24 protein-coding genes are annotated in these 24,678 nt (G+C 68.5%); 11 read left to right on the top strand and 13 right to left on the bottom strand.

The annotated features are described in order from the left end of the window. The first annotated feature begins 51 nt into the window (after window positions 1-51). Genes AAEX57_RS05375 through AAEX57_RS05360 form a run of 4 tightly spaced genes read left to right on the top strand, consistent with a single transcriptional unit; the run spans window position 52 to window position 4,559 of the window. The gene (locus tag AAEX57_RS05375) at window positions 52-972 is read left to right on the top strand and encodes a hypothetical protein (protein ID WP_342091524.1); all 921 of its coding nucleotides are present in this window, start codon (window positions 52-54) and stop codon (window positions 970-972) included. After that, window positions 965-1,837, top strand: a complete 873-nt coding sequence (locus AAEX57_RS05370; RefSeq protein WP_342091525.1) for a hypothetical protein — start codon at window positions 965-967, stop codon at window positions 1,835-1,837. Before AAEX57_RS05375 ends, AAEX57_RS05370 begins: the two co-directional genes overlap by 8 nt. A 19-nt stretch (window positions 1,838-1,856) precedes the next feature. Further along, entirely contained in the window at window positions 1,857-2,480 is a 624-nt protein-coding gene (locus tag AAEX57_RS05365) for an L-threonylcarbamoyladenylate synthase (protein ID WP_342091526.1), read from the top strand. Window positions 2,481-2,504: 24 nt separating this feature from the next. Then, complete coding sequence (locus tag AAEX57_RS05360) at window positions 2,505-4,559, top strand: M3 family metallopeptidase (RefSeq protein ID WP_342091527.1); 2,055 nt, start codon at window positions 2,505-2,507, stop codon at window positions 4,557-4,559. Window positions 4,560-4,684: 125 nt separating this feature from the next. Here AAEX57_RS05360 and AAEX57_RS05355 read toward each other — a convergent pair whose 3' ends face one another. Both AAEX57_RS05355 and AAEX57_RS05350 read right to left on the bottom strand, forming a co-directional pair. Beyond that, the gene (locus AAEX57_RS05355) at window positions 4,685-5,560 is read right to left on the bottom strand and encodes an HpcH/HpaI aldolase/citrate lyase family protein (protein ID WP_342091528.1); all 876 of its coding nucleotides are present in this window, start codon (window positions 5,558-5,560) and stop codon (window positions 4,685-4,687) included. Window positions 5,561-5,658: 98 nt separating this feature from the next. After that, on the bottom strand, window positions 5,659-6,306 hold the full coding sequence (locus AAEX57_RS05350) for a cation transporter (RefSeq protein ID WP_342091529.1): 648 nt from the start codon (window positions 6,304-6,306) through the stop codon (window positions 5,659-5,661). 32 nt (window positions 6,307-6,338) lie between these two features. On the opposite strand from AAEX57_RS05350, the gene AAEX57_RS05345 reads away from it, so the two are divergent. Continuing rightward, a complete protein-coding gene (locus tag AAEX57_RS05345) occupies window positions 6,339-7,277 on the top strand; it encodes a GNAT family N-acetyltransferase (protein WP_342091530.1) in 939 nt (312 codons plus the stop codon). Here the strand turns inward: AAEX57_RS05345 and AAEX57_RS05340 are convergent. Continuing rightward, window positions 7,270-7,674: a DUF4870 domain-containing protein gene (locus AAEX57_RS05340; protein WP_342091531.1), complete on the bottom strand. Its 405-nt coding sequence runs from the start codon at window positions 7,672-7,674 to the stop codon at window positions 7,270-7,272. The two genes, AAEX57_RS05345 and AAEX57_RS05340, sit on opposite strands and share 8 nt — an antisense overlap. Window positions 7,675-7,809: 135 nt before the next feature. Here AAEX57_RS05340 and AAEX57_RS05335 point away from each other — a divergent pair, with 135 nt between their 5' ends. After that, a complete protein-coding gene (locus AAEX57_RS05335) occupies window positions 7,810-7,986 on the top strand; it encodes a hypothetical protein (RefSeq protein ID WP_342091532.1) in 177 nt (58 codons plus the stop codon). A gap of 1 nt (window position 7,987) precedes the next feature. Here the strand turns inward: AAEX57_RS05335 and AAEX57_RS05330 are convergent, their stop codons facing one another. The 5 genes from AAEX57_RS05330 to AAEX57_RS05310 all read right to left on the bottom strand — a co-directional run bounded on the left by AAEX57_RS05330 (window position 7,988) and on the right by AAEX57_RS05310 (window position 11,129). After that, complete coding sequence (locus AAEX57_RS05330; RefSeq protein ID WP_342091533.1) at window positions 7,988-8,743, bottom strand: tyrosine-protein phosphatase; 756 nt, start codon at window positions 8,741-8,743, stop codon at window positions 7,988-7,990. 92 nt (window positions 8,744-8,835) lie between these two features. After that, on the bottom strand, window positions 8,836-9,159 hold the full coding sequence (locus AAEX57_RS05325) for a hypothetical protein (protein ID WP_342091534.1): 324 nt from the start codon (window positions 9,157-9,159) through the stop codon (window positions 8,836-8,838). After that, window positions 9,125-10,024, bottom strand: coding sequence for a DUF4031 domain-containing protein (locus tag AAEX57_RS05320; protein WP_342091535.1), 900 nt, complete (start codon window positions 10,022-10,024; stop codon window positions 9,125-9,127). Before AAEX57_RS05320 ends, AAEX57_RS05325 begins: the two co-directional genes overlap by 35 nt. Next, complete coding sequence (locus tag AAEX57_RS05315) at window positions 10,024-10,443, bottom strand: hypothetical protein (RefSeq protein WP_342091536.1); 420 nt, start codon at window positions 10,441-10,443, stop codon at window positions 10,024-10,026. Before AAEX57_RS05315 ends, AAEX57_RS05320 begins: the two co-directional genes overlap by 1 nt. Next, window positions 10,440-11,129, bottom strand: a complete 690-nt coding sequence (locus AAEX57_RS05310) for a hypothetical protein (protein WP_342091537.1) — start codon at window positions 11,127-11,129, stop codon at window positions 10,440-10,442. The genes AAEX57_RS05315 and AAEX57_RS05310 overlap by 4 nt, the downstream gene beginning before the upstream one ends. A 111-nt stretch (window positions 11,130-11,240) precedes the next feature. Between AAEX57_RS05310 and tpx the strand changes: the two genes are divergently transcribed. Next, a complete protein-coding gene (tpx, locus tag AAEX57_RS05305) occupies window positions 11,241-11,738 on the top strand; it encodes a thiol peroxidase (protein WP_342091538.1) in 498 nt (165 codons plus the stop codon). Between the two features lie 75 nt (window positions 11,739-11,813). On the opposite strand, the gene AAEX57_RS05300 is transcribed toward tpx, so the two are convergent. Then, window positions 11,814-12,671 carry an acyl-CoA thioesterase gene (locus AAEX57_RS05300; protein WP_342091539.1) on the bottom strand — a complete coding sequence of 286 codons (858 nt, stop codon included), beginning with the start codon at window positions 12,669-12,671 and terminating at the stop codon, window positions 11,814-11,816. A gap of 66 nt (window positions 12,672-12,737) precedes the next feature. Beyond that, window positions 12,738-14,225 carry an Hsp70 family protein gene (locus tag AAEX57_RS05295; protein WP_342091540.1) on the bottom strand — a complete coding sequence of 496 codons (1,488 nt, stop codon included), beginning with the start codon at window positions 14,223-14,225 and terminating at the stop codon, window positions 12,738-12,740. Window positions 14,226-14,512: 287 nt separating this feature from the next. Between AAEX57_RS05295 and AAEX57_RS05290 the strand changes: the two genes are divergently transcribed. Continuing rightward, window positions 14,513-16,843 (top strand): hypothetical protein, encoded by a 2,331-nt coding sequence (locus tag AAEX57_RS05290; protein WP_342091541.1) that lies wholly within the window; start codon window positions 14,513-14,515, stop codon window positions 16,841-16,843. Window positions 16,844-16,847: 4 nt separating this feature from the next. On the opposite strand, the gene AAEX57_RS05285 is transcribed toward AAEX57_RS05290, so the two are convergent. Continuing rightward, window positions 16,848-17,579 carry an NAD-dependent protein deacylase gene (locus tag AAEX57_RS05285; protein ID WP_342091542.1) on the bottom strand — a complete coding sequence of 244 codons (732 nt, stop codon included), beginning with the start codon at window positions 17,577-17,579 and terminating at the stop codon, window positions 16,848-16,850. A 217-nt stretch (window positions 17,580-17,796) separates the two neighbouring features. Here AAEX57_RS05285 and AAEX57_RS05280 point away from each other — a divergent pair, with 217 nt between their 5' ends. Further along, the gene (locus AAEX57_RS05280; protein WP_342091543.1) at window positions 17,797-18,921 is read left to right on the top strand and encodes a calcium:proton antiporter; all 1,125 of its coding nucleotides are present in this window, start codon (window positions 17,797-17,799) and stop codon (window positions 18,919-18,921) included. Between the two features lie 33 nt (window positions 18,922-18,954). Here AAEX57_RS05280 and ppk2 read toward each other — a convergent pair whose 3' ends face one another. Further along, window positions 18,955-19,860 (bottom strand): polyphosphate kinase 2, encoded by a 906-nt coding sequence (gene ppk2 / locus AAEX57_RS05275; RefSeq protein WP_446721102.1) that lies wholly within the window; start codon window positions 19,858-19,860, stop codon window positions 18,955-18,957. A 209-nt stretch (window positions 19,861-20,069) separates the two neighbouring features. Here ppk2 and AAEX57_RS05270 point away from each other — a divergent pair, with 209 nt between their 5' ends. Further along, window positions 20,070-21,287, top strand: coding sequence for a globin domain-containing protein (locus tag AAEX57_RS05270; protein ID WP_342091545.1), 1,218 nt, complete (start codon window positions 20,070-20,072; stop codon window positions 21,285-21,287). Between the two features lie 105 nt (window positions 21,288-21,392). Here AAEX57_RS05270 and AAEX57_RS05265 read toward each other — a convergent pair whose 3' ends face one another. After that, window positions 21,393-22,796 (bottom strand): DUF445 domain-containing protein, encoded by a 1,404-nt coding sequence (locus tag AAEX57_RS05265; RefSeq protein WP_342091546.1) that lies wholly within the window; start codon window positions 22,794-22,796, stop codon window positions 21,393-21,395. Between the two features lie 132 nt (window positions 22,797-22,928). Here AAEX57_RS05265 and AAEX57_RS05260 point away from each other — a divergent pair, with 132 nt between their 5' ends. After that, the gene (locus AAEX57_RS05260; RefSeq protein ID WP_342091547.1) at window positions 22,929-24,674 is read left to right on the top strand and encodes an oleate hydratase; all 1,746 of its coding nucleotides are present in this window, start codon (window positions 22,929-22,931) and stop codon (window positions 24,672-24,674) included. The last annotated feature ends 4 nt before the right edge of the window (window positions 24,675-24,678 follow it).

Genomic DNA, 24,678 nt, shown 5'->3' with positions numbered 1-24,678 from the left:
TGCCCGGAAGGCCCGGTAGGTTGCGCGGCCGGGCGGTGAGAGGATGAAGTCATGCCCGCACGGCCCCGAAGGAGCGATTCCGATGAGCGCGACAAGCGATTTTCCGCCGCACTCGGGGCAGCCATCGCCCGGCAGACGCTGACCCTGGAGCAGATCACCTCCCAGCTGCAGACCCAGGGCACCCCGGTCTCGCAGGCCACCCTCAGCTACTGGCAGCGGGGCAGGTCCTTGCCCACCAAGGAGAGCTCCCTGGAGGCGATCGCCAATCTGGAGCAGATCCTGCGGGTTCCCGTCGGGCATCTGCGCAGTGCGCTGCCCCATGACGCCTTCAGTCGGTGGGATTTCATCGACGCCCTGCCCTTCTCCGACCGGGCGCGCGCAATGGTGGACAGCATGGGGATCGACCCGCTCTATGACTTCGACACCCTCTACGTCCAGGATGACGTGCGGGTGCTGGCCGACGACCGGACTCGCGTGGAGACCACCCACGAACTGGTCCGCGCCAACCGCGACGGGTTGGAGCGCACTGCCCTGCTCTTCCTGCGCACCGATGGCGATCCCGAGCTTCCCCTGATCGAACCGGGGATCGGGTGTGAGCTGGGGCGGGTGGTTGATCTGGACCGTTCGGGGATCCTGCTGGTGGAACTCCTGCTGTCGCACCGGCTGGACGAGGGAGACCACTTCATGCGCAGCTCCACCGTGCACTGGGCCCTCGCGCAGCCCCGAATGGGTGCCGATGTGCAGCGAGTCCTGGCCAGCAGCGTCCCCTTCGTCGTGCTGGAGGCCAGCTTCGAGGGCACGGCGCCGGTCACGGCCCACTACGAGACCACCCCCTATGAGTTCGCGCCTGACCAGGAGAACAATCGATTGCGGCAGGCGCTGCGCTCCGGCCCGCACCTGCAGGTCTGTCTCTCCGACCCACCGCCGGGGTGGCACCTGCTCACCTGGGACTTCGGTGAGGCCGATGACTGACCGGCCCCAGCAGCCCACCACCCACACCAGTTTCGCCCAGGTGCTGTCGGAGAGCCTTGCGGCGCACGACTTCACCCTTGACCAGCTCAGCCGGGAGCTCGGCAGGTTGGGGACGCCGCTGTCCACCGCCACGCTCAGCTACTGGTGCACCGGCCGTTCGGTTCCGGCCCGACCCAAGTCCAAACTGGCCGTGGCCCACCTGGAGCGGCTGCTGGATCTGCCGCCGGGGCGGCTGGTGAGCGCGCTGCCCAGCGAGCTCAATGCCCGGTGGAGCCCGACCGTCGGCGTGGACGATCTCGGCCCGGCACAACGGGTGGCGGCAGGTTGGGGGCTGGATCTGGGCCGTCACGTCGCGGTGAAGGTGACCACCGACCATGCCCTCGTATCGGCCGACCGGCGACGTTTGCGGGAGGAGTCCCTCCAGCTGCAACGGGGCGAGGACGCGGTGGTCGAACGAATGCCGATCGGGCTCCGCCGCCCCGCTCCCGGCGCCGAGCCCGTCGAAATCATGGCGGACCACGGCTGCCGGGTCGGCCGGACGACCCTGTTGGCGGACCTGTTGATGGTGGAGATCCTGCTGGACGTGCCGCTCCTGCGGGCAGACCTGCGCCAGATCCGCTACGGGGTGGACTGGCGCTCGGAAACCCCGATCAGCTCGCACGTGCGCCGAGTGCCGCTGGTGATGAACCAGCTGGCCCTGGCGGTCACCTTCGAGGGGACCCCACCTCGAACGGCGCAGTACCGGCTGACCCAGGCGCGCGGGGCTGAACCGACAATCGTCGATCTCCAGCCGGGCGCCCACCTGCAACGCGTCATGATCAACGCACCCGTCGGCGTCCACCAGTTGACCTGGCAGGATTCCTGACAGCGACTAGGCTCGATCCATGGCTCGCTATCTGGATGTTCATCCCGCCAACCCGCAGCCCCGTGCCCTGGCCCGGGCCGTCCAGGTGATCCGCGACGGTGGCTTGGTGGCCTATCCCACCGACTCCGGCTTCGCGCTGGGTTGCCAGATGGGGCACCGCGACGCCCTGGAGCGGATCAAACGGCTGCGCAAGCTGGACGACAAGCACCACTTCACCCTGGTGGTCAGCGAGTTCGCCCAGTTGGGGGAGTGGGTGGAGATGGACAATTGGGAGTTCCGGGCGATCAAGGCCGCCACTCCCGGGCCCTACACCTTCATCCTGAAGGCCACTCGCGAGCTGCCGAAGGCGATGCTGCACCCGAAGAAGAAGACCGTCGGGGTGCGCATCCCGAACCATGTCACCGCCCGGGCGCTGCTCGACGAGTTGGGCGCGCCGCTCACCTCGTCGTCGCTGATCCTTCCCGGCGCCGACGAGCCGCTGACCGAGGGCTGGGCGATCGCCGACGAGTTGGCGCACGAGGTGGATTTGGTGCTGGATTCCGGCGACGTCGGGACTGGACCGACCACCGTGGTGGACTTCACCGGCGACGACGTCGAGGTGGTCCGGGTGGGCTCCGGGGACCCGGCTCCCTTCGAGGCCTGAACCCCGCCGACTAGCATTCGGGGCATGGTCAACCCGATTCTTGTGCCCAGTGACCGCGCCTACGGCCTGCCCGACTTCTGTTCGATCACCACCGAACACCTTCGGGAGGGCTTCGAGGTGGGTCTGACCGAACAGTGCAGCGAGGTGGAAGCCATCGCCGGTTGCGCCGATGCCCCGACCTTCGACAACACCGTGCTTGCGCTGGAGGCCTCGGGCAGGACGTTGCGGCGGGTCGGCCGGGTCTTCTTCACCCGGGTCAGTTCCGCCTCCGACGAATCGGTGCGCAGCCTGCAGACGGAGATGGCACCCCGGCTGGCCGCGCACCAGGACCGGATCCTGCTGGACTCCACCCTGTTCGGCCGGGTCCAGGCGATTCGCGACGCGCTGCCGGGCTCGGCCCCGGATGAGGAGTCGGCCCAGCTGGTACGGCGCACCTGGCGACGCATGCAGTTGGCCGGCGCCGGGCTCGCGGAGGACGACAAGCAGCGCCTACGGCAGGTCAACCAGGAATTGTCGTCCCTGACCACCCGCTACCAGGAGAACCTGCTGGCGGAGACGAATGACAGCGCGGTGCTGTTCGATGACGCGGCCGAGCTGGACGGGCTGAGCGAGGGGCAGCTCTCGGCCTGTGCCGCGGCCGCCGAGGAGCGGGGAGAGTCGGGCAGCTATCTGGTCACCCAGATGCTGTTCACCGACCATCCCTTGCTGTCGCAGCTGACCCGGCGGGAGAGTCGGGAGCGGATCTACCGGGCCTCGGTGGAACGCGGCAACCGTGGCAATGAGCACGACAACAACGATCTGGTGCGCCGGATCACCGCCCTGCGCGCGGAACGCGCCGGACTCTTGGGCTTCGAGCACCACGCGGCCCTGGTGGCCAGCGACGGCACGGTGGGCAGCACCGACGTGATCGACCAGGTCATCTACCCGCTCGCCGCACCCGCACTGGCGAACCTCCGGCGGGAGGCCGCGGCCCTGCAGGAGATGATCGACGCCCACCAACGCGATCTGGGCGAAGCCAGCTACCAGCTGCAGCCGTGGGACTGGTCCTTCTGGGCGGAGCGGCTGCGCAGCAGGCTGCACGAGGTGGACACGGCGGCGCTGCGACCCTGGTTCGAGTACGAGCGGGTGCTGGTGGACGGCGTCTTCTGGGCGGCCACCCAGCTCTACGGGATCAGCTTCGTCGAACGGCCGGAGCTGGTCGCACAGCACGCCGATGCCCGAGTCTTCGAGGTCTTCGACGAGGACGGGTCACCCCTGGCGCTGTTCGTCCATGATGTCTTTGCCCGCGACAGCAAGCGTCGGGGCGCGTGGATGCACAACCTGGTGGAGCAGAGTCGGCTCTTCGATGAGCGTCCGGTGATCTCCAACACCCTCAACGTGCCCAAGCCAGCGCCGGGTGAGCCCGTCCTGCTGAGCTTGGACGAGGTCTCCACCATGTTCCACGAGTTCGGTCATGCGCTGCACGGCATCTTCAGCGACGCCACCCATCCGAGCCTGTCCGGCACCAGTGTGCCGCGCGACTTCGTCGAATTCCCCAGCCAGGTGAACGAGATGTGGATCACCTGGCCGGAGGTGGTCGCCCACTTCGCCCGGCACCACCTGACGGGGGAGCCGCTCGATCCCGAGGTGGTGGATCGGTTGAGCGCCAGCGGGAGCTTCAACCAGGGCTTCGAGACCACGGAATACCTGGCCTCGGCACTGCTGGACCAGGAATGGCATCGGCTGGCTCCCGGCACGGTGGTGGAGGATGTGCAGGCCTTCGAGGACGACGCCGTTCAGCGGATCGGCCTGGCCAATCCCTTCGTGGCACCCCGCTACCGCAGCACCTACTTCTCGCATGTTTTCGCGGGTGACTACGACGCCGGCTACTACTCCTACCTCTTCTCCGAGATCCTGGACGCCGACACCGTCGAGTGGTTCCGGGAGAACGACGGCCTGACCAGGCAGAACGGCCAGCGTTTCCGCGACGAGGTGCTGTCGCGTGGCTTCACGCGAGACCCGCTGGCCGGCTTCCGCGCCCTGCGCGGCCGTGACGCGGACATCACCCCGCTACTGAAACGCCGTGGTCTGGCTGGTTGAGGGTCTCGGTCAGCACCAACCAAACCGCGGTCCTTGAGCCCGTCGGGGGGCCACATCCGACCCGAAGGCCGGGCAGGATCCCAACCCCACCGGGAGGCGCGGGGGACGAAGCCCCCCGATGGATGTCAGCAGTGGTAGGTGTCGCTGGGGGCGGGGAAGTGGTGGTAGCCGTCCGGCGGGGTCATCCCGAAGCTCTTGGCCAGCGAGAGGATCTTGTTGGCACGGGCCAGCCGCGGGAGGTCGGAGCCATTACGGATCTCGCCGCCGGCCTCGTTGAACTCCTTGAGGAAGTCCAGCGCCCAGGACATGTCATTGATGCTGGGGGAAAGGATCTCGTTGACGATCGGGGTCTGCTCGGGCATCAGGCAGATCTTGCCGGTCATGCCGAACTGGCTGGTGACTCCGGCCGAATCGGCCAGTTGCACGCCGGTGGCGCCGACGGCGGGGCCGTCAATCGGGCCGGGCAGTCCGGCTGCCTTGGCGGCGATGGTGAACTGGCTGCGGGTGTAGGCCAGGGTCGTGGGGTCGTCCGCGAAGCCGGTGTCGCGACGGTAGTCGCCCAGCCCGAAGGCGAGGCGGAAGGTGTTGCGGCTGGCGGCGATCATCGGCAGGTGGGTGATGCCGCGGGCGGTGTCCACCAGCGCGACGATCGGCTTGCCGTCGGGCAGCAGCGCCGCGGTCCGGATCACGTGTTCGGGGCCCTCCACCATGGCCAGGAAGATGCCGTCCAGCCCGGGCAGGTTGGCCAGGGCCTTCAGGTCGCCCTCCCACCATTCGGTGCCGAAGCCGTTGACGCGCACCCAGGCGTGGTTCTGCCCGCTGCTCAGGTATTCGACGACATTGTCCCGGGCCTGGACCTTGTTGGCGGGCGCCACCGCGTCCTCGATGTCCAGCACCACCACATCGGCCTGACCGACGTGTCTGTACCGGTCGGTGTGCAGGGCGTTGACGAGCAGCCACGATCGGGCGAGCTCGGGGCCAATGGCGGGGGCGTCGGTCACGGTGGTGCCTTTCTGCGCTGAACGGGCGGCTAGCGCAGAGGCTATCGCCGGTTCGTGGCGCCCAGCGGACAACGTTTCATCTTGCGAGACAATCCGTCTCAGTCATCGTCGATGTCTTCCCCGGCCAGTGCCCGGGCGGCCAGGCTCTCACTCTCGGCGACCTCCCAGACCTCGCGCGCCGCGGTGACGTTGAGCGCGACGATGATCAATCCCAGCGCAATGTCCGGCCAGCCGGAGCGGGTGGCCCAGGTCAGAGCGCCCATCGCGATGATGGCCAGGTTGGCGACGACGTCATTGCGCGCGGCCAGGAAGGCGGCGGCGGTCATCGAACCGCCGTGGTGGCGCCAGCGGGCCAGCAGCCAGGTGCAGGCGATGTTCACCACGATGGCACCACCCGCGGTCAGCACCAGGGAGAGCACCTCCGGCGGTTCCGGGTTGCGGAACTTGCTGATCGCCTGCCAGACGGCCGCCAGGGCCGGCAGCAGGATGATCCCAGCCATCACCTTGCCGGCCACCGCCCGTCGGGACAGGCTCCAGCCCAGGGCGAGCGCGATCAGGCTGTTGACGGCGAAGTCCTCGAAGAAGTCCACCGAATCGGCGAACAGGCTGACCGAGCCGATGGCCAGCGCCACCACGCCCTCGATGAAGAAGTAGGCCAGGTTCAAACCGGCCACCAGCAGAACGGTGCGGCGCAGGCTGGAACGCAGGGCGGGGGAGTCGTCGAGTCGCGGGGAGTCTTCGGTCACTCGGTGAAGTGTAGAGCCAGTACTGTGGCGGTATGCATCATGCAGAGCCGGCGCCGCACCGGGTGTCCATTCGGCGGGTCGGCGCCGACGGTGAGGCGCGCGACCTGGTGGGTGACCTGGTCAGGGCCGACGAACAGGCCCTGGTGTTGCTGCCCGCCGGGCGCGGGCCGGTGACGGTGCCCCGCGAGGAGATCCGGGCGCTGCGAAAGGTGCCGCCACGGGTGGTGCGCCCCAGTTCCGGCGTCGACGACCTGCAGCGCTTGATGGCGCTGGGCTGGCCGGGCGTCCAGGTGGTCCGGATGGGCGGCTGGAGCCTGCACGTGGGCGACGGGCTCTCCCGGCGCGCCAATTCCTGCCTTCCGACGGGGAACCCGGAGCGCGAGCTGGGCCGGGCGGTGGACGATGTCGCCGGTTTCTACCGTGATCGCGGCCTGCGGCCCTGCTTCCAGCTGGCCGCACGTTCCTGGGCGGTCGACGAACCGGGCACGGCGCTGGACGACGCCCTGGCCGAACGTGGCTGGACGGTTGCCGAGCCATCGCAGGCCTTGGTGCGCGATCTGCGCTCCGCGCAGCCCGAGTCTCCGAACACGCTGGAGGGCCTGCAATGGGCTGGCCATCCCAGTAAGGACTGGCTGGCCGTGGAGCCGTCGTCGGCCGCTCGGGAGCGGGTGGCCACCGTCGTGCCAGCGCACTACGCGACCCTTCGGCGCGCCGGCGCGGTGATCGCCGCAGGGCGACTCGTGCTCACCCAGGACTGGGCCGGGTTGAGCTGTCTGGCCGTGACCCCGCACCTGCGTGGACGGGGACATGGCCGTGCCCTGACCATCGGCTTGATGGCCAGGGCACGTGAGCTGGGCGCCAGGTTCTGCTACCTGCAGGTGGCCGACCACAACGATTCAGCCCGGGGGCTGTACCAGTCGTTGGGTTTTGTCGAACACCATCGCTACCACTACCGGGAACGCGTCAGCTGAGGATCCGGGTCTGGAAGGGGTAGCGGTAGTCGCTGCCATTGAGCGACTTCAGGGTTGCCCGGAGGTGGCACCAGACCTGCATGACGGTGGTGACCAGGAAGATGAAGGCGGCAACCGGGATGCCGATCACGGTGAAGATCAGGATCCACGCGACGATGTTGGCCAGGGTCAGCCAGATGTTGAAGTTGAAGGCGCTGGCCGCGGCGCGCCGCACGTACTGCGAACGGTCCTTGTACAGCAGCCACATCACCAGCGGCCCAAGGAAGGGCAGGGAACCGACGCTGAAGACCAGCGCGATCAGGGTGGAGCCGTGTGCGAGCGCGGCCGCGGTGCGGTCCTCGGTGGGGATCAGGTAGGTGTCCTGGTTCTGGTAGCCATAGGGGTAGTTGTTGCTCATGACTCCATGGTGGCCTACTCCCGGTCCGGGTGGGCGGGAAGACAGGGCGCGTCCGGGGTGGGCTCAGGGTCGGTTCCGGGCCGCCCGCGCGTCGTTGCCCGCCCCATGAACTGTGCGCTGGTTAGGGTGTTCCGCATGACAGGAATGCTGGTCTTCGAGCTCGCCGCCATCTTCCTGCTTGCCCTGCCGCTGATGGTGCTGCTGGTGTGGGCCGTGGCCCGCGAATCCCGGCTGCGGTCGGAACAGCGCGACCGAGCCCTGGATGCGGCGCAGCGACTGGTCGACGTGGAGATCCGCAAGGACCTGACCTGAGTCAGAGCTTGTTGCGGAGCCGGTGGCGCACCTCGTCATCGATTCCCAGACCGTCGCGCAGGTAGCCGTCCAGGCCACCAAACCTGGTCTCCACCTCATCCAGCCCGGCCTGCAGGAAGGCCACGTCGACCATGTTCATCGGGCGGTTGCGCAAGGCCAGGTTTCGGCCCCCGCGCAGCAGGTCGGTGCGCCAGCGAAGACGCAGCATGTGATCCACCAGCGGCTGGCTGGCCAGGTAGTCGGCGCGGATCTGCGCCATCGAGTCGCCGTGGATGAACTGCAGCAGCACCGCGATCCAGCCGGTGCGGTCCTTGCCGTCGGTGCAGTGGAAGAGAACGGCGCCCGGCTCGTCGGCGATGGCGCGCAGGGTCTGGCCGATCCGCTCGCGCTGGCCCTCGTCGGTGACCATCCGACGGTAGCGGGCCCTCATCGCCTCGATCGTGTCGGCCTCGGTCACTCGCTGCCCCGGAGTGGAATGCCCGGTGCCGTGCAGGTCGATCAGCCGGTAGCGGATGCCCTCGATCCTCGGGTCGGGGAAGTTGGCGGCCACCTTCTGGGTGCGCAGGTCGATCACCAGCCGGATGCCCAGCTCGTGCAGTCGTCGACGGTCAGCGGCGTTCGCGCCCCACAACAGCGACGACCGGTAGACCCCGGTACCGGGCTTGGTGGTGGCCGTCACGGGACGCAGGTTGTAGACGCCGAAGGGGACATTGGCTCGCTGGGTGACGGCACGCAGCACGGGCAGGGCGGATGGCATGGCACGAGCCTATGGCTTGGCCACCAGCTGCAGAACGACGACACGTCCCCGGCCCGCGGCGGGGCACAGGGACGTGTCGGCGATCAGGGCAGTCAGCGGGCCTTGACCCAGTAGACCTTCTTCACGGTGCTCTTGCCCTTGGTGCCGCAGTAGTAACCGGTGACCGTGACCTTGTACTTGCCCGGCTTGGCGTAGCGGTGCTTCTGGTTGGCGGTGCGGGTCTTGAACTTCGCGACTTGGCCGGAGGGCAGGCAGGTGGAGCCACCCGTGCCATTGCCGCCGTCGCTGTGGCCGTCGCCGAAGTCGATGAAGTAGCCGGCGGAGCTGTGGTTGGACCAGACGCGCTTGGCTGCCCACCCCGGAGCCAGCTTCAGCTCACCTTCAGGAAATGGGCAGGTGGGCCAGTTCGTCGGCAATGTTGCGCCGGGCGGCCTGCTCGAACCGGGCCTGGCCGTGCCGAGTGGCATAGAGGCGCTGTGTGGCCAGGAAACCGCGCAACACCTGGCCGCGCCCGGCGGACCAACGCTCGTCGTCCAGCACGTCGTACTCGACGCGGATGTCTCGCACCGAGACGTGGTAACGGCCCGGTGCGCTGCCCAGGATCGCCATGTCGGCATCGCCCAGCCGTGCTCCCGGCTCGTCGCTCGGATCGGCCGCGTGCTGGATGGTCAGCAGCACCAGCCGCTCCACCTCGGCGATCTCGGCGGAGGGCAGGCCGACGATAGTCAGGTCCTGCACCGCCAGCGCGGCCGAATCCCGTTCATCCTGCCCAGGGACACCCCGATAGACGGCGTCATGCCAAGCGGCCGCGAAGACCTCGGTCCGGTGCGGGGCGGGCAGGCCCGCCTGCTCAGCCAGGGACTGCTGGGTGGCGAGCATCTCGTCGAGATGTCGGATGTCGTGGTAGCGGCGTTCCTTGGCCAGGTAGCGATCCAACAGGCGATCGACGATGTCGTCGTGGCCGCCCAGCGCCGCCAGCAGGCGTTGCCGCACCCGACGGTGTGCCGCCGGGCGTCGGGGTGCGCGTTGAGCGGGCAGGATCCGCAGCCCGCTGGTGCGCAGCCTTTCCACCAGCTCACGTTCGTGCACCTGGTGGGCCCCGGCCGCGATCGCATCCGGCACCCGGTCGGCCCGCAGGTCGTAGTGGTCGTGGTCGAAGGCCAGTGGACTGAGCCCCATGGCTCGGGCGGCGTCGTGCAGTTCCCACAGACTGGCGTCGCTGACCATGTGGCCGTAGATCTCACCATGGGCGGGCCAGCGTGGTTCGTCGATCAGGATCATCAGAACAGTCCGTTCACCCAGTGCTCCAGGCCCGCGCAGGCACAGGCCCACAGGACGCTGACGAAGGTGCCGATGATGAAGCGTTCGGCCGCGCCGCTGGTGGTGGCCTTCAACTCGGGGTAGCGGGCCAACCCCTTCACGGCCAGACAGATCGCAATGGCCTCCGGGTAGTGCGCCACCAGACCGGCGTAGATCGCCAGCCGTTCCAACCGACCGATCCACGAGCCGCCTTTCAACTGGCTGGCCGCGGCAACCACACCCGTGGTGGGAACGCCAGCGGTCGGGGGGCGTCTGCGCTGCGCCTGCCGATCGACGCGCTTGAACAGGGCCTGCACCAGCGGACCACCGGCCAGCACCGCGACCAGGGCGAAGACCAGCACCACCAGGGCTCGCAGGGCATCGTGCAGGATCGGATTCATGGAGCCGCCCCCTCGGTGGCACGGGCGGTCTGCAACTCGGCGAGCAGGCCGACACACAGCTCGCTTGCCCTTGTCCCGAGCTCGCGGCCGGCCCGCTGGTGACGTTGGCTGGCGGCCGAGGCGCTGATCCCCAGTCGGGCGGCGGCCTCGCCCACCCCGAGCCCCTGGTCCAACAGGTCCACGATCTGCCATCCTTCCTCGCTGCGTCGTGCGAGCACCTCCTGCAACAGCCACAGGCCGGTCTCCGCCCGTCGGGCAAGCAGCTTGCACCGACTGCCTTCAGCGTAGGGCGCGGCTCCGACAGTTTTGGGCTGCTGGGTGGCTGCCAGTTCCAGGGCCAGGCCGAGCGGCGCGCCATGGGCACGCTCCACCGCGCTGCGGGCGGCAAAGTAGGCGGGGCCGCGAGCCTCGCGGGTGGATTGCGGGAGGGGGTGGTCCACCGCGCCGACGCCGATCCCGATCCACCACTGACCCTGGCGGGTGAGGGCGGTCACGGCATCGACCACGGCAGCCGGATCGTCCAGCAGGCACTGGACCTCGTCACCGGCCGTCCGCTCCGGGGGCAACAGCATGCGCCCGGCCAGGGCCACGTCCAGCGCCGCCAGGCCCTCGGGTACACGATCCGTGCCGGATCGGGAGCGCTGCTGATCCATCGTAAGGGCAAAGATGAAGTCGCTGTCCTTCATTGCTCAATGGTAAGCCAAATGCCTTAATTGCGGGAATGTTAGGTCTCAAGCTTCAAGCGAACGAGGGGCGCGACCATTTCCGAATACCGCACGCTGTGCTAGACAGTGGGCATGGCTACTACCGCTTTCAAGGGCACCCCTGTCACCACCTCCGGCAATCTTCCCGGCGTCGGCACCGCCGCACCGGCCTTCTCGCTGGTGGGCAAGGATCTCTCCGACGTCACCTCCGACCAGTTCAGCGGCAAGCGCGTCGTGCTGAACATCTTCCCCAGCGTCGACACCGGCGTGTGCGCCGCCAGTGTGCGCAAGTTCAACGAGCTCGCCTCCGGCCTGGAGAACACCGCCGTGGTCTGCGTCAGCAAGGACCTCCCCTTCGCCCAGGCCCGGTTCTGCGGCGCCGAGGGTCTGGACAATGTCCAGGTCGGCTCCGACTTCCGTGGCACCTTCGGCGAGGACTTCGGCCTGGTGCAGACGGAGGGCCTGCTGCAGGGTCTCCTGGCCCGCGCCGTTGTCGTGCTCGACGAGCAGGGTGCCGTGAAGTACACCCAGCTGGTCGACGAGATCACCAGCGAGCCCGACTACGACGCCGCCGTCGCCGCGCTCAGCTGATCCGGTTCGCCGCCGTTCCATCGTGGCCCGCTCCAGTTTGGGGTGGGCCGCGCCCTTCCCGGGGCCAGTTGACGGTCAGTCAGGAACCCGGATCAGACCCTCCTGGCTGCAAGAGGCCACCAGGGTGCCGTCCTGCAGCAAGCGGCCGGTGGCAAAGCCCAGACCCTCGCTGGCGGCGGGGGAGACCATGTCGTAGAGCAGCCATTCATCCACCCGGACCGGCCGGTGGAACCACATCGCGTGATCCATGCTGGCGGCGACCACGTCGTCGCGCTTGAAGGTGCGCTCGTGCGGGATCGTGATGGCGCTGAGCAGTGTCATGTCGCTCAGGTAGGCCAGCACCGCCTGGTGCAAGGCGGGATCATCGGGCATGGCCTGGGCGGTGCGGACCCAGACCCGGGTGTGCGACGAATGCACCTGCGCCGCGATGCTGCCGTCCGGCCCGGAATCGCCGGCGAAACGCACGTCGAGCGCCTCCCATGTCTTCCAGAGCGGCGAAAGCTCACCGAAGCGCTCCGCCATCACCTCCGAGAGTGGGCGGCAGGTCTTCGGAGCGGGGACGCCGGTGGGCGGCAGATCGGAATGCTCCAGCCCGGCCTCGGAGACGTGGAAACTGGCATTCATCGCAAAGCTGACCTTGCCGCCCTGGCGTGCCACGATCCGACGGGTGCTGAAACTGCGACCTTCCCGCAGGCTCTCCACGTCGTAGATGATCGGCCTGAGCGGGTCGCCGGGGCGCAGGAAGTAGGCGTTCAGCGAATGGCAGCGCCGATCGTCCGCGACGGTGCGCTGCGCGGCCACCAGTGCCTGTGCCAGCACCTGACCGCCGAAGGTGCGCTGCATGTGCGTGTCCGGCTGCGCACCCCGGAAGAGCCCCACCTCGATCTCTTCCAGATCCAGCAGGTCCACCAGTTCGGCTGTGGTGTTCGGCACGGCGACAGCCTTTCACTCGCTGGGACGCCCCCGCCAGAGGGGTGCCAGCATGCGACCGGTGGCGCGTCAGTTCAGGCTGTTCGCCAGACTGAAACCGCTGTCCAGATCCGTGATCCGCACCGTGATGATCCCGTGCGGATCAATCGTGTACGTCTCCTCGACCAGGGGGCCATGGTCCAACCGGTCGACGGGCACCTCCGCCAGCTCGGCACCCGATTGCAGGGCCCGATCGAAGGGGAAGACCACCTCGCCCCGCGGCGAGAGCTCACCGACGGGCTGGCCCTGCTCGTCAAGCCGGCCGTACTCCACGAAGCGGAACCAGCCGATGTTGTGGGCTGCCCGGTAGCGACGGGTGACCACCACCTCGTCGGTCAGGCTGACCCGGTGATCGGGCGCCAGGATCGCGTCCAGCCGCACCTCCCGGCCCCCCTCGGCTTCACGGAAGACACCGAAGCCGCGGGAGAGTTGGTCGGCCAGGGTGTAGCCGGCGTCGGGATCGGCGGCGATCGCCAGGCCGATGGCGGTGGAGGCGCCGGGGTAGGGGGAGCGGTGCACCCGTCGCCCGAAGCGTTCCCGCAGAACGCGGGGGACCAGCGGCAGACTGGACGAGCCGCCCACCAGGTAGATGCCGGCGATGTCGGAGCCACTGCCCTCCAGCCCGTCGACCAGCGGCTCCATCGCGGCCAGGCTCTGCTCCACCAGGGGAGTGGCGGCGGTGTAGTAGTCGGCCACGTCCAGCGCCACCATGGCGCCGTCCAGCTCGACGGCCAGCCGGCGGGTTTGCGGGGTGAGCCCCTCCTTGGCGCCGCGGCACTGCTCCACCAGCTCGTCCAGCGCCCGCTCCGGCAGCGACTCCTCGGCGACGCCGGCCCTGGCCAACACGCATTCGGTCAGCAGCAGGTCGAAGTCGTCGCCGCCCAACCGGTTGATGCCAACCGAGCCCAGCACCTCATGGTCGGCGTTCTCCACGCTCACCAACGACGCATCAAAGGTGCCGCCGCCCAGGTCATAGACCAGCACCCGGTTGCGCCGGGACGTGACGGTGCGACGCTGGCGATGGGTGTACTCGAAGCCGGCCGCGCTGGGTTCGTTGACCATGGCGGCGACGGTGAAGCCGGCCCGGCGGAAGGCCTCCAACGTGAGCAGCCGCTGCGCCGTGTGGGCATGGGCGGGGACGCCGATCACCACCGGATCGGAGAGCTCGTCCTCACCCAGCGTCGACGCGCCCAGCAGCGCCTCGCGCAGGGCACCAAGAAAGCCGGCGACCAGATCCAGCAGCACCATTCGCTGACCGGCCACCTCGATGCTCGATTCCAACGTCAGGTCGGGGGCGGCCAGATGCCGCTTGACCGAGCGGATCAGCGGGGCATCGTCGCGGGCGGCCGCCTGGGCGGCGAAGCCGTGCACCATCCTGCCGTCCACCAGCGCGCTCACGGTGGGGAAGTGGTCGTGGAAGTCCCCGTCGACGTCCAGGAAGTCGATCACGGGGTAGTTGCCGCGATCCGCGAGGGCGACGACGGTGCGGGTGGTGCCAAAGTCAATGCCAAGATGCATGCGCCAAGCCAATCACGCCCGCGCGGGCCGTGCCCACTTCGCCTTGTCCGCGGACGATGCAGGGCGCGCCCACCGGCTTGTGCCTCGGCATCGCCCCGCCAGGACGCTGACCACTGACCCCGACACTCCTGGAGCCGTCGTGAGGGGACGGTGCACGTCGCAGTGCCCTGGGCACGTGTTGCAGCAGCTGCCCGAGGCAGTCCGACGTGCACCGTGTGGGGCGGGGAGTGCCGGCCTGCCGGGGACACCACGCAGGTGGGCGCCCAAGAGCTGACAGAATGGGGCGCATGGCAGACAACCAGCCCCGCGATGACCACGCCAAGCAGCTCAAGCAGAGCATCTCGAAGGTGAAGCAGTTGCGGGGTTGGGTTTCCAGCGATCCGACGCGCACCGAGGAATTCGTCGACGCCCTGAACGAAGCCACCGGCTTGCGACTGCTCTCCCGGGCGTGGGGCGAGGCCGCCCCGGAGGCGACGGAGGCGGTCGCTGCCGCCCACAAGCTGGTGGCTTCCCGCGGGCCGATCGGCCCCTATACGCCGCTGGTGGATGCCGGGCGCTATTTCACCGCCCTCACCCACGTCGCCACGCTCCAGTTGGGAATGAACCTGCCCGAGCCGGCCGCCAACACCATCGGCGCCGCCTTCGGCTGGAAGGATCAGCTCACCCGCGATGGACTGGCCGATGAATTGCTCGCCCGTACCGCCGTCTGGGCGTTGCTGGCCACCGCCCGGGGCGCCCTGATCCGGGGCGATCTGGCCCAGGCCAATGCCCAGGCTGACGCCACCCTCAATCGGGCGCGCGAGGCCAACCTGGTTGCCGACGAGACCCCGGTGCTGCTGGATGCCCTGCGGAACTGCGCGGATGCCCGCTTCGCCGTCGGGCTCACCGATCAGTCGATTGACCTGCTGCGGGAAGCCGTGCAGCTCTGGAAGGGCTGGACCGCGGCGGATCTGGCGCAGTTCCCGCGGATGGCCAAGCCGCATCTGGAACGCCTGGTCTCCCCGGCCAGCGGCCTGATGCGTGACCTGGCCGACCGGCTGGCGACGGCCGGGCGGGTGGACGAGGCCCTGCAGGTGCGCGACGAGCTGGCCACCCTGCTGCACCGCACCGCCGGACGCCGCGGTGAACCGGGACGGGTGGAGCTCGCCCTGGCCCGGGCCGACCAGGTCTGGACGTTGACCGACGCCGGACGGGCCTCCGAGGCGCTGCGAGCCGGCGAGGACGCCACCCAGGCGCTGCAGGCCCTGTACAAGAGCGAGAAGCCGGTGGGCGCGCATCTGCCGACGCAACTGTTGGTGGCACCTGCCCTGGCCCGCGCCGAGCTGGCCGCCGGACGCGGCGAACAGGCCGGGCGATTGCTGGACCAGGTCTTCAACCGGATGCAGGCGCACCGGAGCATCACCGTGGCCCCGGCGGCCAAGGGGCTCGCCCTGCTGGTGCGTGCCCAGGTGCAGGAGGCGGCGGGCGATGCGGCGTCGGCTGCCTCCCGGGCGGAGGCGGACCAGATCCTGGCCGAGCTGCGATCCGGCCAGGCCGATCAGGCGCACCATTCCCAGGCCGATCCGCTGACCTATCTGCACGCCCGGGCCAGGGGAGCCGTCCTGACCAGTCAGCAGCCGACGCCGCACTGGGAGGTGCCCGACGCCCGCGCGACGCTGCTCCCCGGTACCGCGCGTCAGCTGGCCGAGCATCAGGTCAGCGACGAGGAGGCCATGCGCCGGATCGACGAGGTGCGCGAGCAGGAGGCCCGGGAGCGTGCCGTGGCCGAGCTGCGCGAGTCTGCCCAGCGAGCCGAGCGGGAACGCGAGCAAGCCGAGCGACGCGCTGCGGCTCGCGCCCAGTTCGAGCGCCAGGAGGCCGAACGTCGGGCCGCCGAGGAGGCCGAGCGCGCCGAGGCCGAGCGGGCGGCCGCTGAGCAGGCGGAACAGGAGCGGCTGGCTGGCGAGCGGGCCGAACGAGAGCGTCAGGATCGCGAGGCGGCGGAGCAGGCCGAGCGGCTGCGACGGGAAGCCCAGCAGCAGGAGAGTGCTCGTCTGGAGCGGGAGCGTCTCGTGCAAGAGCGTGCCGCACAGGAACTGCTGGCCACCGAACAGGTCGAACGCGAAGCTGCGGAGCGGGCCGAGCAGGCCGAGCGGGAGCGTCAGGAACGCGAGGCGCGGGAGCGGGGGAATGCCCGGCTGGAGGCGGAGCGCGTGGCAGCCGAGCAGGAACGAGAGCAGCGGGCAGCCGCCGAACGCGCCCAGGCCGAGCGAGTCGAGCGGGAACGCTTGGAACGCGAGGCGGCCGAGTTCGCTGCCGCTGAGCAGGCAGCCCGTCAGGAGGCCGAGCGGCTGGCCCGGGAGGAAGCGGAGCGTGCCGCCGCGCAGCAGGCGATCGACCCGCTGGAGGGCCTGCGCGATGCGGCGCGGGATGCTGTCGCCTCCGGCAACAAGGAGCGGATCATCGCCAGCCACGAGGCCCTGGTTGCTGCGCTCGAGCCCCGGGCCCACGCCGAGCCGCAGGCTCTGGGCCGCGAACTCGTCGCGACACTGCAGCAGCTCTCCGAGGCACAGGGCTGGTGGGGTGGCCGGGCCGCCGGCAAGCAGGCCAAGCAACTGGCCAAGCAGTGGGGCTTGTAGGCGATCAGGTAAGCGCCTGATCGACGGCGACGCCCAGCACCTGGCCCAGCGAATCGTGCACGACCAGCGACGCCACCCCGTCGAAGGGGGTGGCGTCGCGGTTGACCAGCACCAGGTGCTTGCCGCGGAAGAAGCGCACCAGCCCCGCTGCGGGGTACACATTCAGCGAGGTACCGCCGACCAGCAGGACGTCGCAGCCCATGATCGCCTCGATCGCCTCGTCCATCAGGTTGTTGTCCAGGACCTCGCCGTAGAGCACCACGTCCGGGCGCACCATTTCTCCACAGTCGGGGCAATTCGGCACGCCGGTGGTGCCCAGCATCCACATCATGTCCTGCCGGGCACCGCAGCCGACGCAGCTGTTGCGCTGCGCTGAACCGTGGATCTCCAGCACCCGACGCGAACCAGCGGCCTGGTGCAGCCCGTCTATGTTCTGGGTGATCACCGCGCTGAGCTTGCCCGCCTCCTCCAACCGGGCCAGCGCCAGATGTGCCCGGTTGGGTTCCGCGCCCGGGTGCAGCAGGGCGGTCCGGTGGAAGTCGAAAAAGGCCTCCGGGTCCTGCACCAGGCAGTCATGGCTCAGCAGGTATTCCGGGCGGGGTGCGTCGGGGGTGGCCTGCGCATACAGCCCGGCCGATGAGCGGAAGTCCGGGATCCCGCTCTCGGTGGAGATCCCCGCCCCGCCGAAGAAGACGATGTTTTCAGCTTCGCGCAGGATGGTGGCCAAGGTGTCCATGTGACCAGTCTTTCACCGCCCGGCCCGTTGTCGTTGTCATCCAATTCACAGACCGTCTGATAGAATTCATCACGAGTGGCCGGGCCCGGCTCCCGCTCAATTCTCGTCCTCACGACGAACGACCCCCTTGGTCTCGTCTGGGTGCCGTGCCTAGACACACCTCCTGGTGGCGCCTCGGGCGCCCATGGGACATCAGCGAAAAGTCTGGAGTAGCCCTGTGCAATTGACCCTGCCCGCCCCCATCCGCCCGCTGCTGGACTGGCACAACAGCGCACCGCTGCTGGCCCTGACCCTGATGCTGGCCACCTGGGGCTCCAAACCCGGGCTCGCCCTGGATGCCCTGTTGGTGGTGGCGCTGGTTGGCGCCATCCTGGCCGCCGTCCACCACGCCGAGTTGATTGCCGAGAAGATCGGTGAACCCTTCGGATCACTGTTGCTGGCCGTCGCGGTGACCGTGATCGAGGTGGGACTGATCGTGATGCTGATGGCTGGCGGGGGCGCGCCGACGCTGGCCCGGGACACGGTCTTTGCCGCCGTGATGATCACCTGCAACCTGATCGTCGGGCTGGCAATCATGGGTGGCGTCGACGCCAATCGCAAGCGCACCGGCAAGGCCGGCTCGGCCTGGTTCAACCCGGAAGGTGCCGGGGGAGCGCTGGCAACCGTGCTGACGGTGACCGTGCTCTGCCTGGTGCTGCCGTCGGTGACCACCTCCGAGCCCGGCCCGGTCTTCACCGAACCCCAGCTGGCCTTTGCTGGCTTCTTCTCCCTGATCGCCTACGGCCTGTTCGTTGTCACCCAGACCGTCAAGCACCGCGACTTCTTCCTGCCGGTGGATCGCAATGGGGACAACATTCCCGACGAGGAACACCACACTCCGCCGAGCAGCCGCGCCGCGCTGGCCAGTCTGGGGCTGTTGTTGGCTGCACTGGTCAGCGTCGTGGGCCTGGCGAAGTTGATCTCCCCGGCACTGGAGAAGGGGGTGGCGTCCGTGGGGCTGCCGCATGCCTTCGTCGGTGTCGTGATCTGCCTGGTGGTGCTGGCGCCCGAGACGCTGGCGGCCGTGCGCAATGCCCGCAGTGGGCGGCTGCAGATCAGCCTCAACCTGGCCTACGGCTCCGCTATGGCCAGCGTGGGGCTGACCATCCCGGTGCTCGCCGTGCTGTCGGTCTTCGGCGGGCTGGAGCTCACCCTTGGTCTGAGCTCCCTGCACATGGTGCTGCTGGCGCTGACCGCGGTGGTCAGCATCCTCACCGTGATGCGGGGCCGGGTGGTGCGACTGCACGGCGGCCTGCACCTGGTGATCGCCGCCGCCTTCATCTTCCTCTCGGCGATGCCCTGATCCGGCCTCGGACGCCCTCCCTATTGACCGGGCTCAGCCCAAGGTCTCCTTGCCGCGGGTGACGATCAGGGGATCCGCTTCGTGCACGACGGAGGTGTCCTTGCCCTCGTAGTCGAACTGGTTCAGGAAGAAGCGCATCGCATTGATCCGGGCGCGCTTCTTGTCATTGCTCTTGATGCTCCACCAGGGCGCTGTGTCGGTGTCCGTCGCGGCGAACATGGCGTCCTTGGCGGCACCGTACTCGTCCCACTTGTCCAGGCTCTCGATGTCCATCGGGGAGAGCTTCCACTGCCGCACCGGATCCAGCTGGCGGATCGCGAAGCGGGTGCGCTGCTCGCCCTGGGTGACGGAGAACCAGAACTTGGTGAGCGAAGTGCCGGAGTCGGTGATCATGGTCTCCAGCAGGGGAGTCTGGCGCAGAAACTGCTGGTACTCGGCCTCGGTGCAGAAGTCCATCACCCGCTCGACCCCGGCCCGGTTGTACCAGGAGCGGTCAAACAGCGTGATGTCGCCGGCGGTGGGGAAGTGCTGCACATAGCGCTGGAAGTACCACTGGCCCTGCTCGGTGGTGGTCGGCTTGTTCAGCGCGACGGTGTGCAGGTGCCGCGGGTTGAGGTGCTCCTCGAAACGCTTGATGGTGCCGCCCTTGCCCGCGGCGTCGCGCCCCTCGAACAGGATGATGTGCCGGGCGCCGGTCTCCTGCGTCCAGTACTGGAACTTCAACAGCTCCACCTGCAGGGCGTACTTCTCCTGCTCGTACTCCTCGCGGTCCATCCGCTCTTCGTAGGGGTAGTCATCGCGCCAGGTCTCGACGGCGGAGCCGCCCGGGTCGATCAGGTCGGGATCGCTGCCGGCAGTGTCGGGCAGGACGGAGTAGCCCTCGCCGCGCAGCCGGTCGATGTACTCGCGGAAGTCCCCGATGATCTTGAGCATGAACATTCCTTCAGGTGGGTCGACATCTGCCTCTCGATCCTAGGGATCGGGGTCAAGTCATGATCGCCGAGGAGTGGTCCTGCACCGAGAGTTGTCCGAACGGCCACGTTCGCGTCACCGTGAGGCATCAGCCCTTTTGTCACGGGATATTCCAGTTCAAATGCTAGATTCGCTGTGCGGGTCACGCGTCCCTATCCCCGCGGAACGAGGAAACCATGATCTTCACTCCCGAGCAGCTCACCGACGAGCATGCCGACACCATCCGCGCCACCCTGCCTCTGGTGGGCTCCAAGATCGATGAGATCGCGCCCAACTTCTACCGACGGATGTTCGCCGCCCACCCTGACCTGTTGCGCGACACCTTCAACCGCGGCAACCAGGCCCAAGGAGCCCAGCAGAAGGCCCTTGCCGCCTCCGTCGCCACCTTTGCCGCCATCCTGGTGGACCCCGAGGCTCCCAGCCCCGACGATCTGCTGAGCCGTATCGGTCACAAGCACATCAGCCTGGGCATCACCGAGGACCAGTACCAGATCGTCCACGACAACCTCTTCGCCGCCATCGTCGAGGTGCTCGGCGCCGACGTGGTCACCGCCCCGGTAGCCGAGGCCTGGGACGAGGTCTACTGGATCATGGCCCGCTGCCTGATCCGCTTCGAGCATGAGGGTTACCGGGCTGTCGGCGTCGAGCCCGGCAAGGTCTTCCTCACTGCCACCGTCACCCGCCGGATCGAGCAGGGCGACGGCGTCGCCACCTTCGAGCTGGTGGCCCGCGACGGCGAACCGGCGCTGCGCAGCTTCCTGCCCGGCCAGTACATCTCCGTGCGTCGGACCATGGCCGACGGCGCCGGCCAGCTGCGCCAGTACAGCCTGTGCAATGCCCCCACCGAGGGTCGCTGGCAGTTCACCGTCAAGAAGGTGGCCGGCAATGGCGCGCCCGATGGCGAGGTCTCCAGCTCCATCATCGACGGCCTGAAGGAGGGCGACGAGCTGGAGGTCACCCTGCCCACCGGTGACCTGGTGCTGGACCAGGCCAGCGACGCCCCCGTGGTGCTGGTCAGCGCCGGGATCGGCGCCACCCCGATCCTGGGCATGGCCCGCGCCCTGGCCGAGGAGAAGTCCGAGCGCACCGTCCTGGTGCTGCACGCCGACCAGGACGCCGCCGGCGCGGCCCTGGTGGACGAGCTGACCGAGGCCGTCGAGCAGCTGCCGAATGGCCAGCTCAAGCTGTGGTTCGAGCAGGGCGAGCACGAGTTGGCCACCGCCGGACTGATGAACTTGGACGCTGTTGAGCTCCCGGAGGGCGCCAGCTACTACCTGTGCGGCTCCAACGGCTTCCTGCAGGCGGTGCGCGCCCAGCTGCTGGCCAAGGGCGTCGCCGAGGATTCGGTGCACTTCGAACTGTTCTCCCCGAACGACTGGCTGCTGCCCAAGTGAGCGTGGCCGATCATCGGCCTGCCGACGGGCGCGAGCCGCAGCCCCGAAGGCTGCAAGCACAAGCGGCCGCGACCCCAGCCCGGGGTCGCGGCCGCTTGGGCATTCTCAGACCAGTTGGCTGACGGCGTGGATCACCAGACCGGCCAGGCAACCCACCACCGTGCCGTTGATCCGGATGAACTGCAGGTCACGCCCGACGAACAGTTCGATCCGCTCCGAGGCCTCGTCGGCATCCCAGCGGTCGACGGTGACGGAGATGACGGTGGCGAGTTCCTCTCCGTAGGTGTCCACCAGGAAGCCGACGATGTCCACCACCCGGTCATCCAGCCGGTCACGCATCGCCTGATCTCCGGCCAGGTGGGTGGCGGCGTCGGCCAGCCACTGGTCGGCGCGGCGCCACAGGGTCGAGTCGTCGTCGTCCAGCGCGGTCGCGATGGAGTCGCGTACGCTGCCCCACAGCTCCACCACGGCCGGGCCCACCGACGGGTTGTCCAGCAGCCGTTCCTTGAGGTGCTCGGCCTTCGCCATGATCGCCGGGTCGTGGCGCAGGTCCTCGGCCAGCTTGGCCAGGTAGGTGTCGACGGCCTTGCGGAAGGGGTGGTTGGGCTGCATCCGCACCGCCATGGACCATTCCAGCGCCTGCTGGTAGCCGAAGCCGGAGACCTGCTTGTCGATCCAGCGCGGGCTCCAACTGGGCGCGCGTTCACCGATCACGTGCCGAGCCGCATCGGGGTTGCGCTCCAGCCAGGCATGCAATTCCTTGGCCAGCACGTCGACCACCTGCTGGTGGGAGCCATCCTTGACCACGTCGGCCAGCAGGTTGCCGGCCAGGGGGCTCATCTGCTGCTGGCGCAGGCGGGGGAGCACGGTGTCGGTGAGCATCCCCTCGACGTCCTCGTCGCGCACCCGGTTGAGAAGTTCCCGCAGGCCGCGGACCAGTTGGGCCAGCGCCCGACGCCGGTTCTCGGGGCGTTGCAGCCAGTCGGCGATCCGTTGCGCCACCTGTGCGTCGCGGACCCGCTCCCGGAAGATGTCGGCGGTCAGGAAGTTATTGGTGACGAACTGCTGCAGGCTACGGCCCAGTTCGTTCTTGCGCTTCTTCACCAGTGCGGTATGCGGGACGGGGATGCCCATCGGGTGCCGGAAGATCGCGGTGACGGCAAACCAGTCGGCCAGCGCGCCCACCATGGCGGCCTCGCTGCCGGCATTGACCCAGCCGATCCAGCCGACCCGGGCGTCGCGCAGGGTCAGCAGGTAGAGCACGGCGGCCAGCACCAACAGGCTGGTGGCCAGCAGGCGCATCTTCTTGAGATCCGCCCGGCGCTCGGCATCACCGGGGGCATCGATCATCAGACTCACCGCTCCAGTGTGGCCCATCCGGCCAAGCCGGGCCGCACCCTGGCGGGGTGTTCGCCCCGGGATGATCCCGGAGATCTGGGTGGGCGTGGCCAGGTTGCGCTCGCTTCCCTCCGTGAGCAGCGTGGTGGCCGGGGTGTCGGCCAGTGCCACCAGCCGGCCCCGCCGCTAGGGGTCAACCTGGCGGGGCGGCACCACCCGCGATGCCTTGAGGGCCTCCCGCCGACGAGCCCGCTTCCTGCACCGACTAGTCTCAATTCATCGGACAGCCAATGGAGGCACACCATGTACTACAGCAATGGCAATTACGAGGCATTCGCCCGGCCGCGCAAGCCGGAGGGCGTGGATGACAAGTCCGCCTGGATCGTGGGCGCTGGCCTGGCGTCGCTGGCCGCGGCCGTCTTCCTGGTGCGCGACGGCCAGCTGGACCCGCACAAGATCACCATTCTGGAGGCCATGCCGATTGCCGGCGGAGCCTGCGACGGGATCGAGGACCCGTCGAAGGGCTTCCTGATCCGCGGAGGCCGGGAGATGGAGAACCACTTCGAGTGCCTGTGGGACCTGTTCCGCTCCATCCCGTCGCTGGAGACCCCCGGCGCCAGCGTGCTGGACGAGTTCTACTGGCTGAACAAGGACGACCCCAACTACTCGCTGATGCGCGCCACCGTGGACCGCGGGCAGGATGCCCACACCGACGGCAGGTTCACGCTGAGCAACAAGGCGATGGCCAGCATCATGAAGCTCTTCTTCACCAGGAACGAGCACCTGCAGGACAAGAAGATCACCGACATCCTGCATCCCAGCTTCTTCGAGTCCAACTTCTGGCTCTACTGGCGCACCATGTTCGCCTTCGAGGACTGGCACTCGGCGCTGGAGATGAAGCTCTACTTCCAGCGCTTCATCCACCACATCGGCGGGCTGCCGGACTTCAGCGCCCTGAAATTCACCAAGTACAACCAGTACGAGTCGCTGATCCTGCCGATGGTGACCTGGCTGCAACAGCAGGGCGTGGTCTTCCAGTACAACACCCGGGTCACCAATGTGGTCTTCGACATCACCGCGCAGCGCAAGGTGGCCCGTCGGATCGAATGGATCCGCGACGGCCAAGCCGGGGGAGTGGACATCGACGCCAACCAGCTGGTCTTCGTCACCAACGGCTCCTGCGTGGAGAACTCGGTGTGGGGTGACCAGCACACCGCCCCCGCCTTCGACGCCGAGATCAAGCAGGGTGGCATCTGGAGCCTGTGGCGCAACATCGCCCGGCAAGATCCGTCCTTCGGCCGGCCGGACAAGTTCTGTTCCACCCCGGAGCTGTCCAACTGGGAATCGGCGTCGCTGACCACCCTGGACGAGCGCATCACGCCCTATCTGGAGAAGATCTGCCAGCGCGACCCGCACAGTGGCCGGGTGGTGACAGGCGGCATCGTGACCGCCAAGGACTCGTCGTGGCTGCTGAGCTGGACCATCAATCGCCAGCCGCACTTCAAGAGCCAGCCCGACGACAAGCTGGTGATCTGGATCTACGCCCTGTTCACCGATCGTCCCGGTGACTACGTCACCAAGCCGATGCGGGAGTGCACGGGCGAAGAGATCACCCAGGAGTGGCTGTACCACTTGGGCGTGCCCACGGACCAGATTGCCGACCTGGCGGCCACCTCGGCCGTCTGCCTGCCGTGCATGATGCCCTTCATCACCAGCTTCTTCCTGCCGCGCACCGCGGGGGACCGGCCGGATGTAGTTCCCGAGGGCTGCGTGAACTTCGCCTTCCTGGGCCAGTTCGCGGAGACGGTGCGCGACACCATCTTCACCACCGAGTACTCGGTGCGGACCGGAATGGAGGCCGTGTACCGGCTGCTCGACGTCGACCGGGGAGTGCCGGAGGTGTGGGGATCGGTCTATGACGTGCGCTGCCTGCTGGATGCCACCATCAAGATGCGCGACGGCAAGCCGCTGCCCGTCCCCAAGCCGCTGGTGAAGAAGCTGGACAAGACCATCGTCGGGCCGTTGCTGCGCCGCTACGGCGCCATCTGACATC

This window comes from Luteococcus sp. H91, assembly GCF_038433135.1.
In the GTDB taxonomy this organism is placed as follows: Bacteria; Actinomycetota; Actinomycetes; order Propionibacteriales; family Propionibacteriaceae; genus Luteococcus.
The sequence above is the reverse complement of the archived record's forward strand: the minus strand, read 5'-3'. Positions and strand labels throughout refer to the sequence as shown.

Coding starts and splice junctions, on each gene's coding strand:
- AAEX57_RS05320 (WP_342091535.1), bottom strand. CDS start 10,024: ATGATCCTGATCGACGAACCACGCTGGCCCGCCCATGGTGAGATCTAC.
- AAEX57_RS05285 (WP_342091542.1), bottom strand. CDS start 17,579: ATGGACACCTTGGCCACCATCCTGCGCGAAGCTGAAAACATCGTCTTC.
- ppk2 (WP_446721102.1), bottom strand. CDS start 19,860: ATGTTCATGCTCAAGATCATCGGGGACTTCCGCGAGTACATCGACCGG.
- AAEX57_RS05330 (WP_342091533.1), bottom strand. CDS start 8,743: ATGCCATCCGCCCTGCCCGTGCTGCGTGCCGTCACCCAGCGAGCCAAT.
- AAEX57_RS05270 (WP_342091545.1), top strand. CDS start 20,070: ATGATCTTCACTCCCGAGCAGCTCACCGACGAGCATGCCGACACCATC.
- AAEX57_RS05340 (WP_342091531.1), bottom strand. CDS start 7,674: ATGAGCAACAACTACCCCTATGGCTACCAGAACCAGGACACCTACCTG.
- AAEX57_RS05310 (WP_342091537.1), bottom strand. CDS start 11,129: ATGAAGGACAGCGACTTCATCTTTGCCCTTACGATGGATCAGCAGCGC.
- AAEX57_RS05315 (WP_342091536.1), bottom strand. CDS start 10,443: ATGAATCCGATCCTGCACGATGCCCTGCGAGCCCTGGTGGTGCTGGTC.
- AAEX57_RS05295 (WP_342091540.1), bottom strand. CDS start 14,225: ATGCATCTTGGCATTGACTTTGGCACCACCCGCACCGTCGTCGCCCTC.
- tpx (WP_342091538.1), top strand. CDS start 11,241: ATGGCTACTACCGCTTTCAAGGGCACCCCTGTCACCACCTCCGGCAAT.
- AAEX57_RS05360 (WP_342091527.1), top strand. CDS start 2,505: ATGGTCAACCCGATTCTTGTGCCCAGTGACCGCGCCTACGGCCTGCCC.
- AAEX57_RS05375 (WP_342091524.1), top strand. CDS start 52: ATGCCCGCACGGCCCCGAAGGAGCGATTCCGATGAGCGCGACAAGCGA.
- AAEX57_RS05260 (WP_342091547.1), top strand. CDS start 22,929: ATGTACTACAGCAATGGCAATTACGAGGCATTCGCCCGGCCGCGCAAG.
- AAEX57_RS05370 (WP_342091525.1), top strand. CDS start 965: ATGACTGACCGGCCCCAGCAGCCCACCACCCACACCAGTTTCGCCCAG.
- AAEX57_RS05290 (WP_342091541.1), top strand. CDS start 14,513: ATGGCAGACAACCAGCCCCGCGATGACCACGCCAAGCAGCTCAAGCAG.
- AAEX57_RS05335 (WP_342091532.1), top strand. CDS start 7,810: ATGACAGGAATGCTGGTCTTCGAGCTCGCCGCCATCTTCCTGCTTGCC.
- AAEX57_RS05365 (WP_342091526.1), top strand. CDS start 1,857: ATGGCTCGCTATCTGGATGTTCATCCCGCCAACCCGCAGCCCCGTGCC.
- AAEX57_RS05345 (WP_342091530.1), top strand. CDS start 6,339: ATGCATCATGCAGAGCCGGCGCCGCACCGGGTGTCCATTCGGCGGGTC.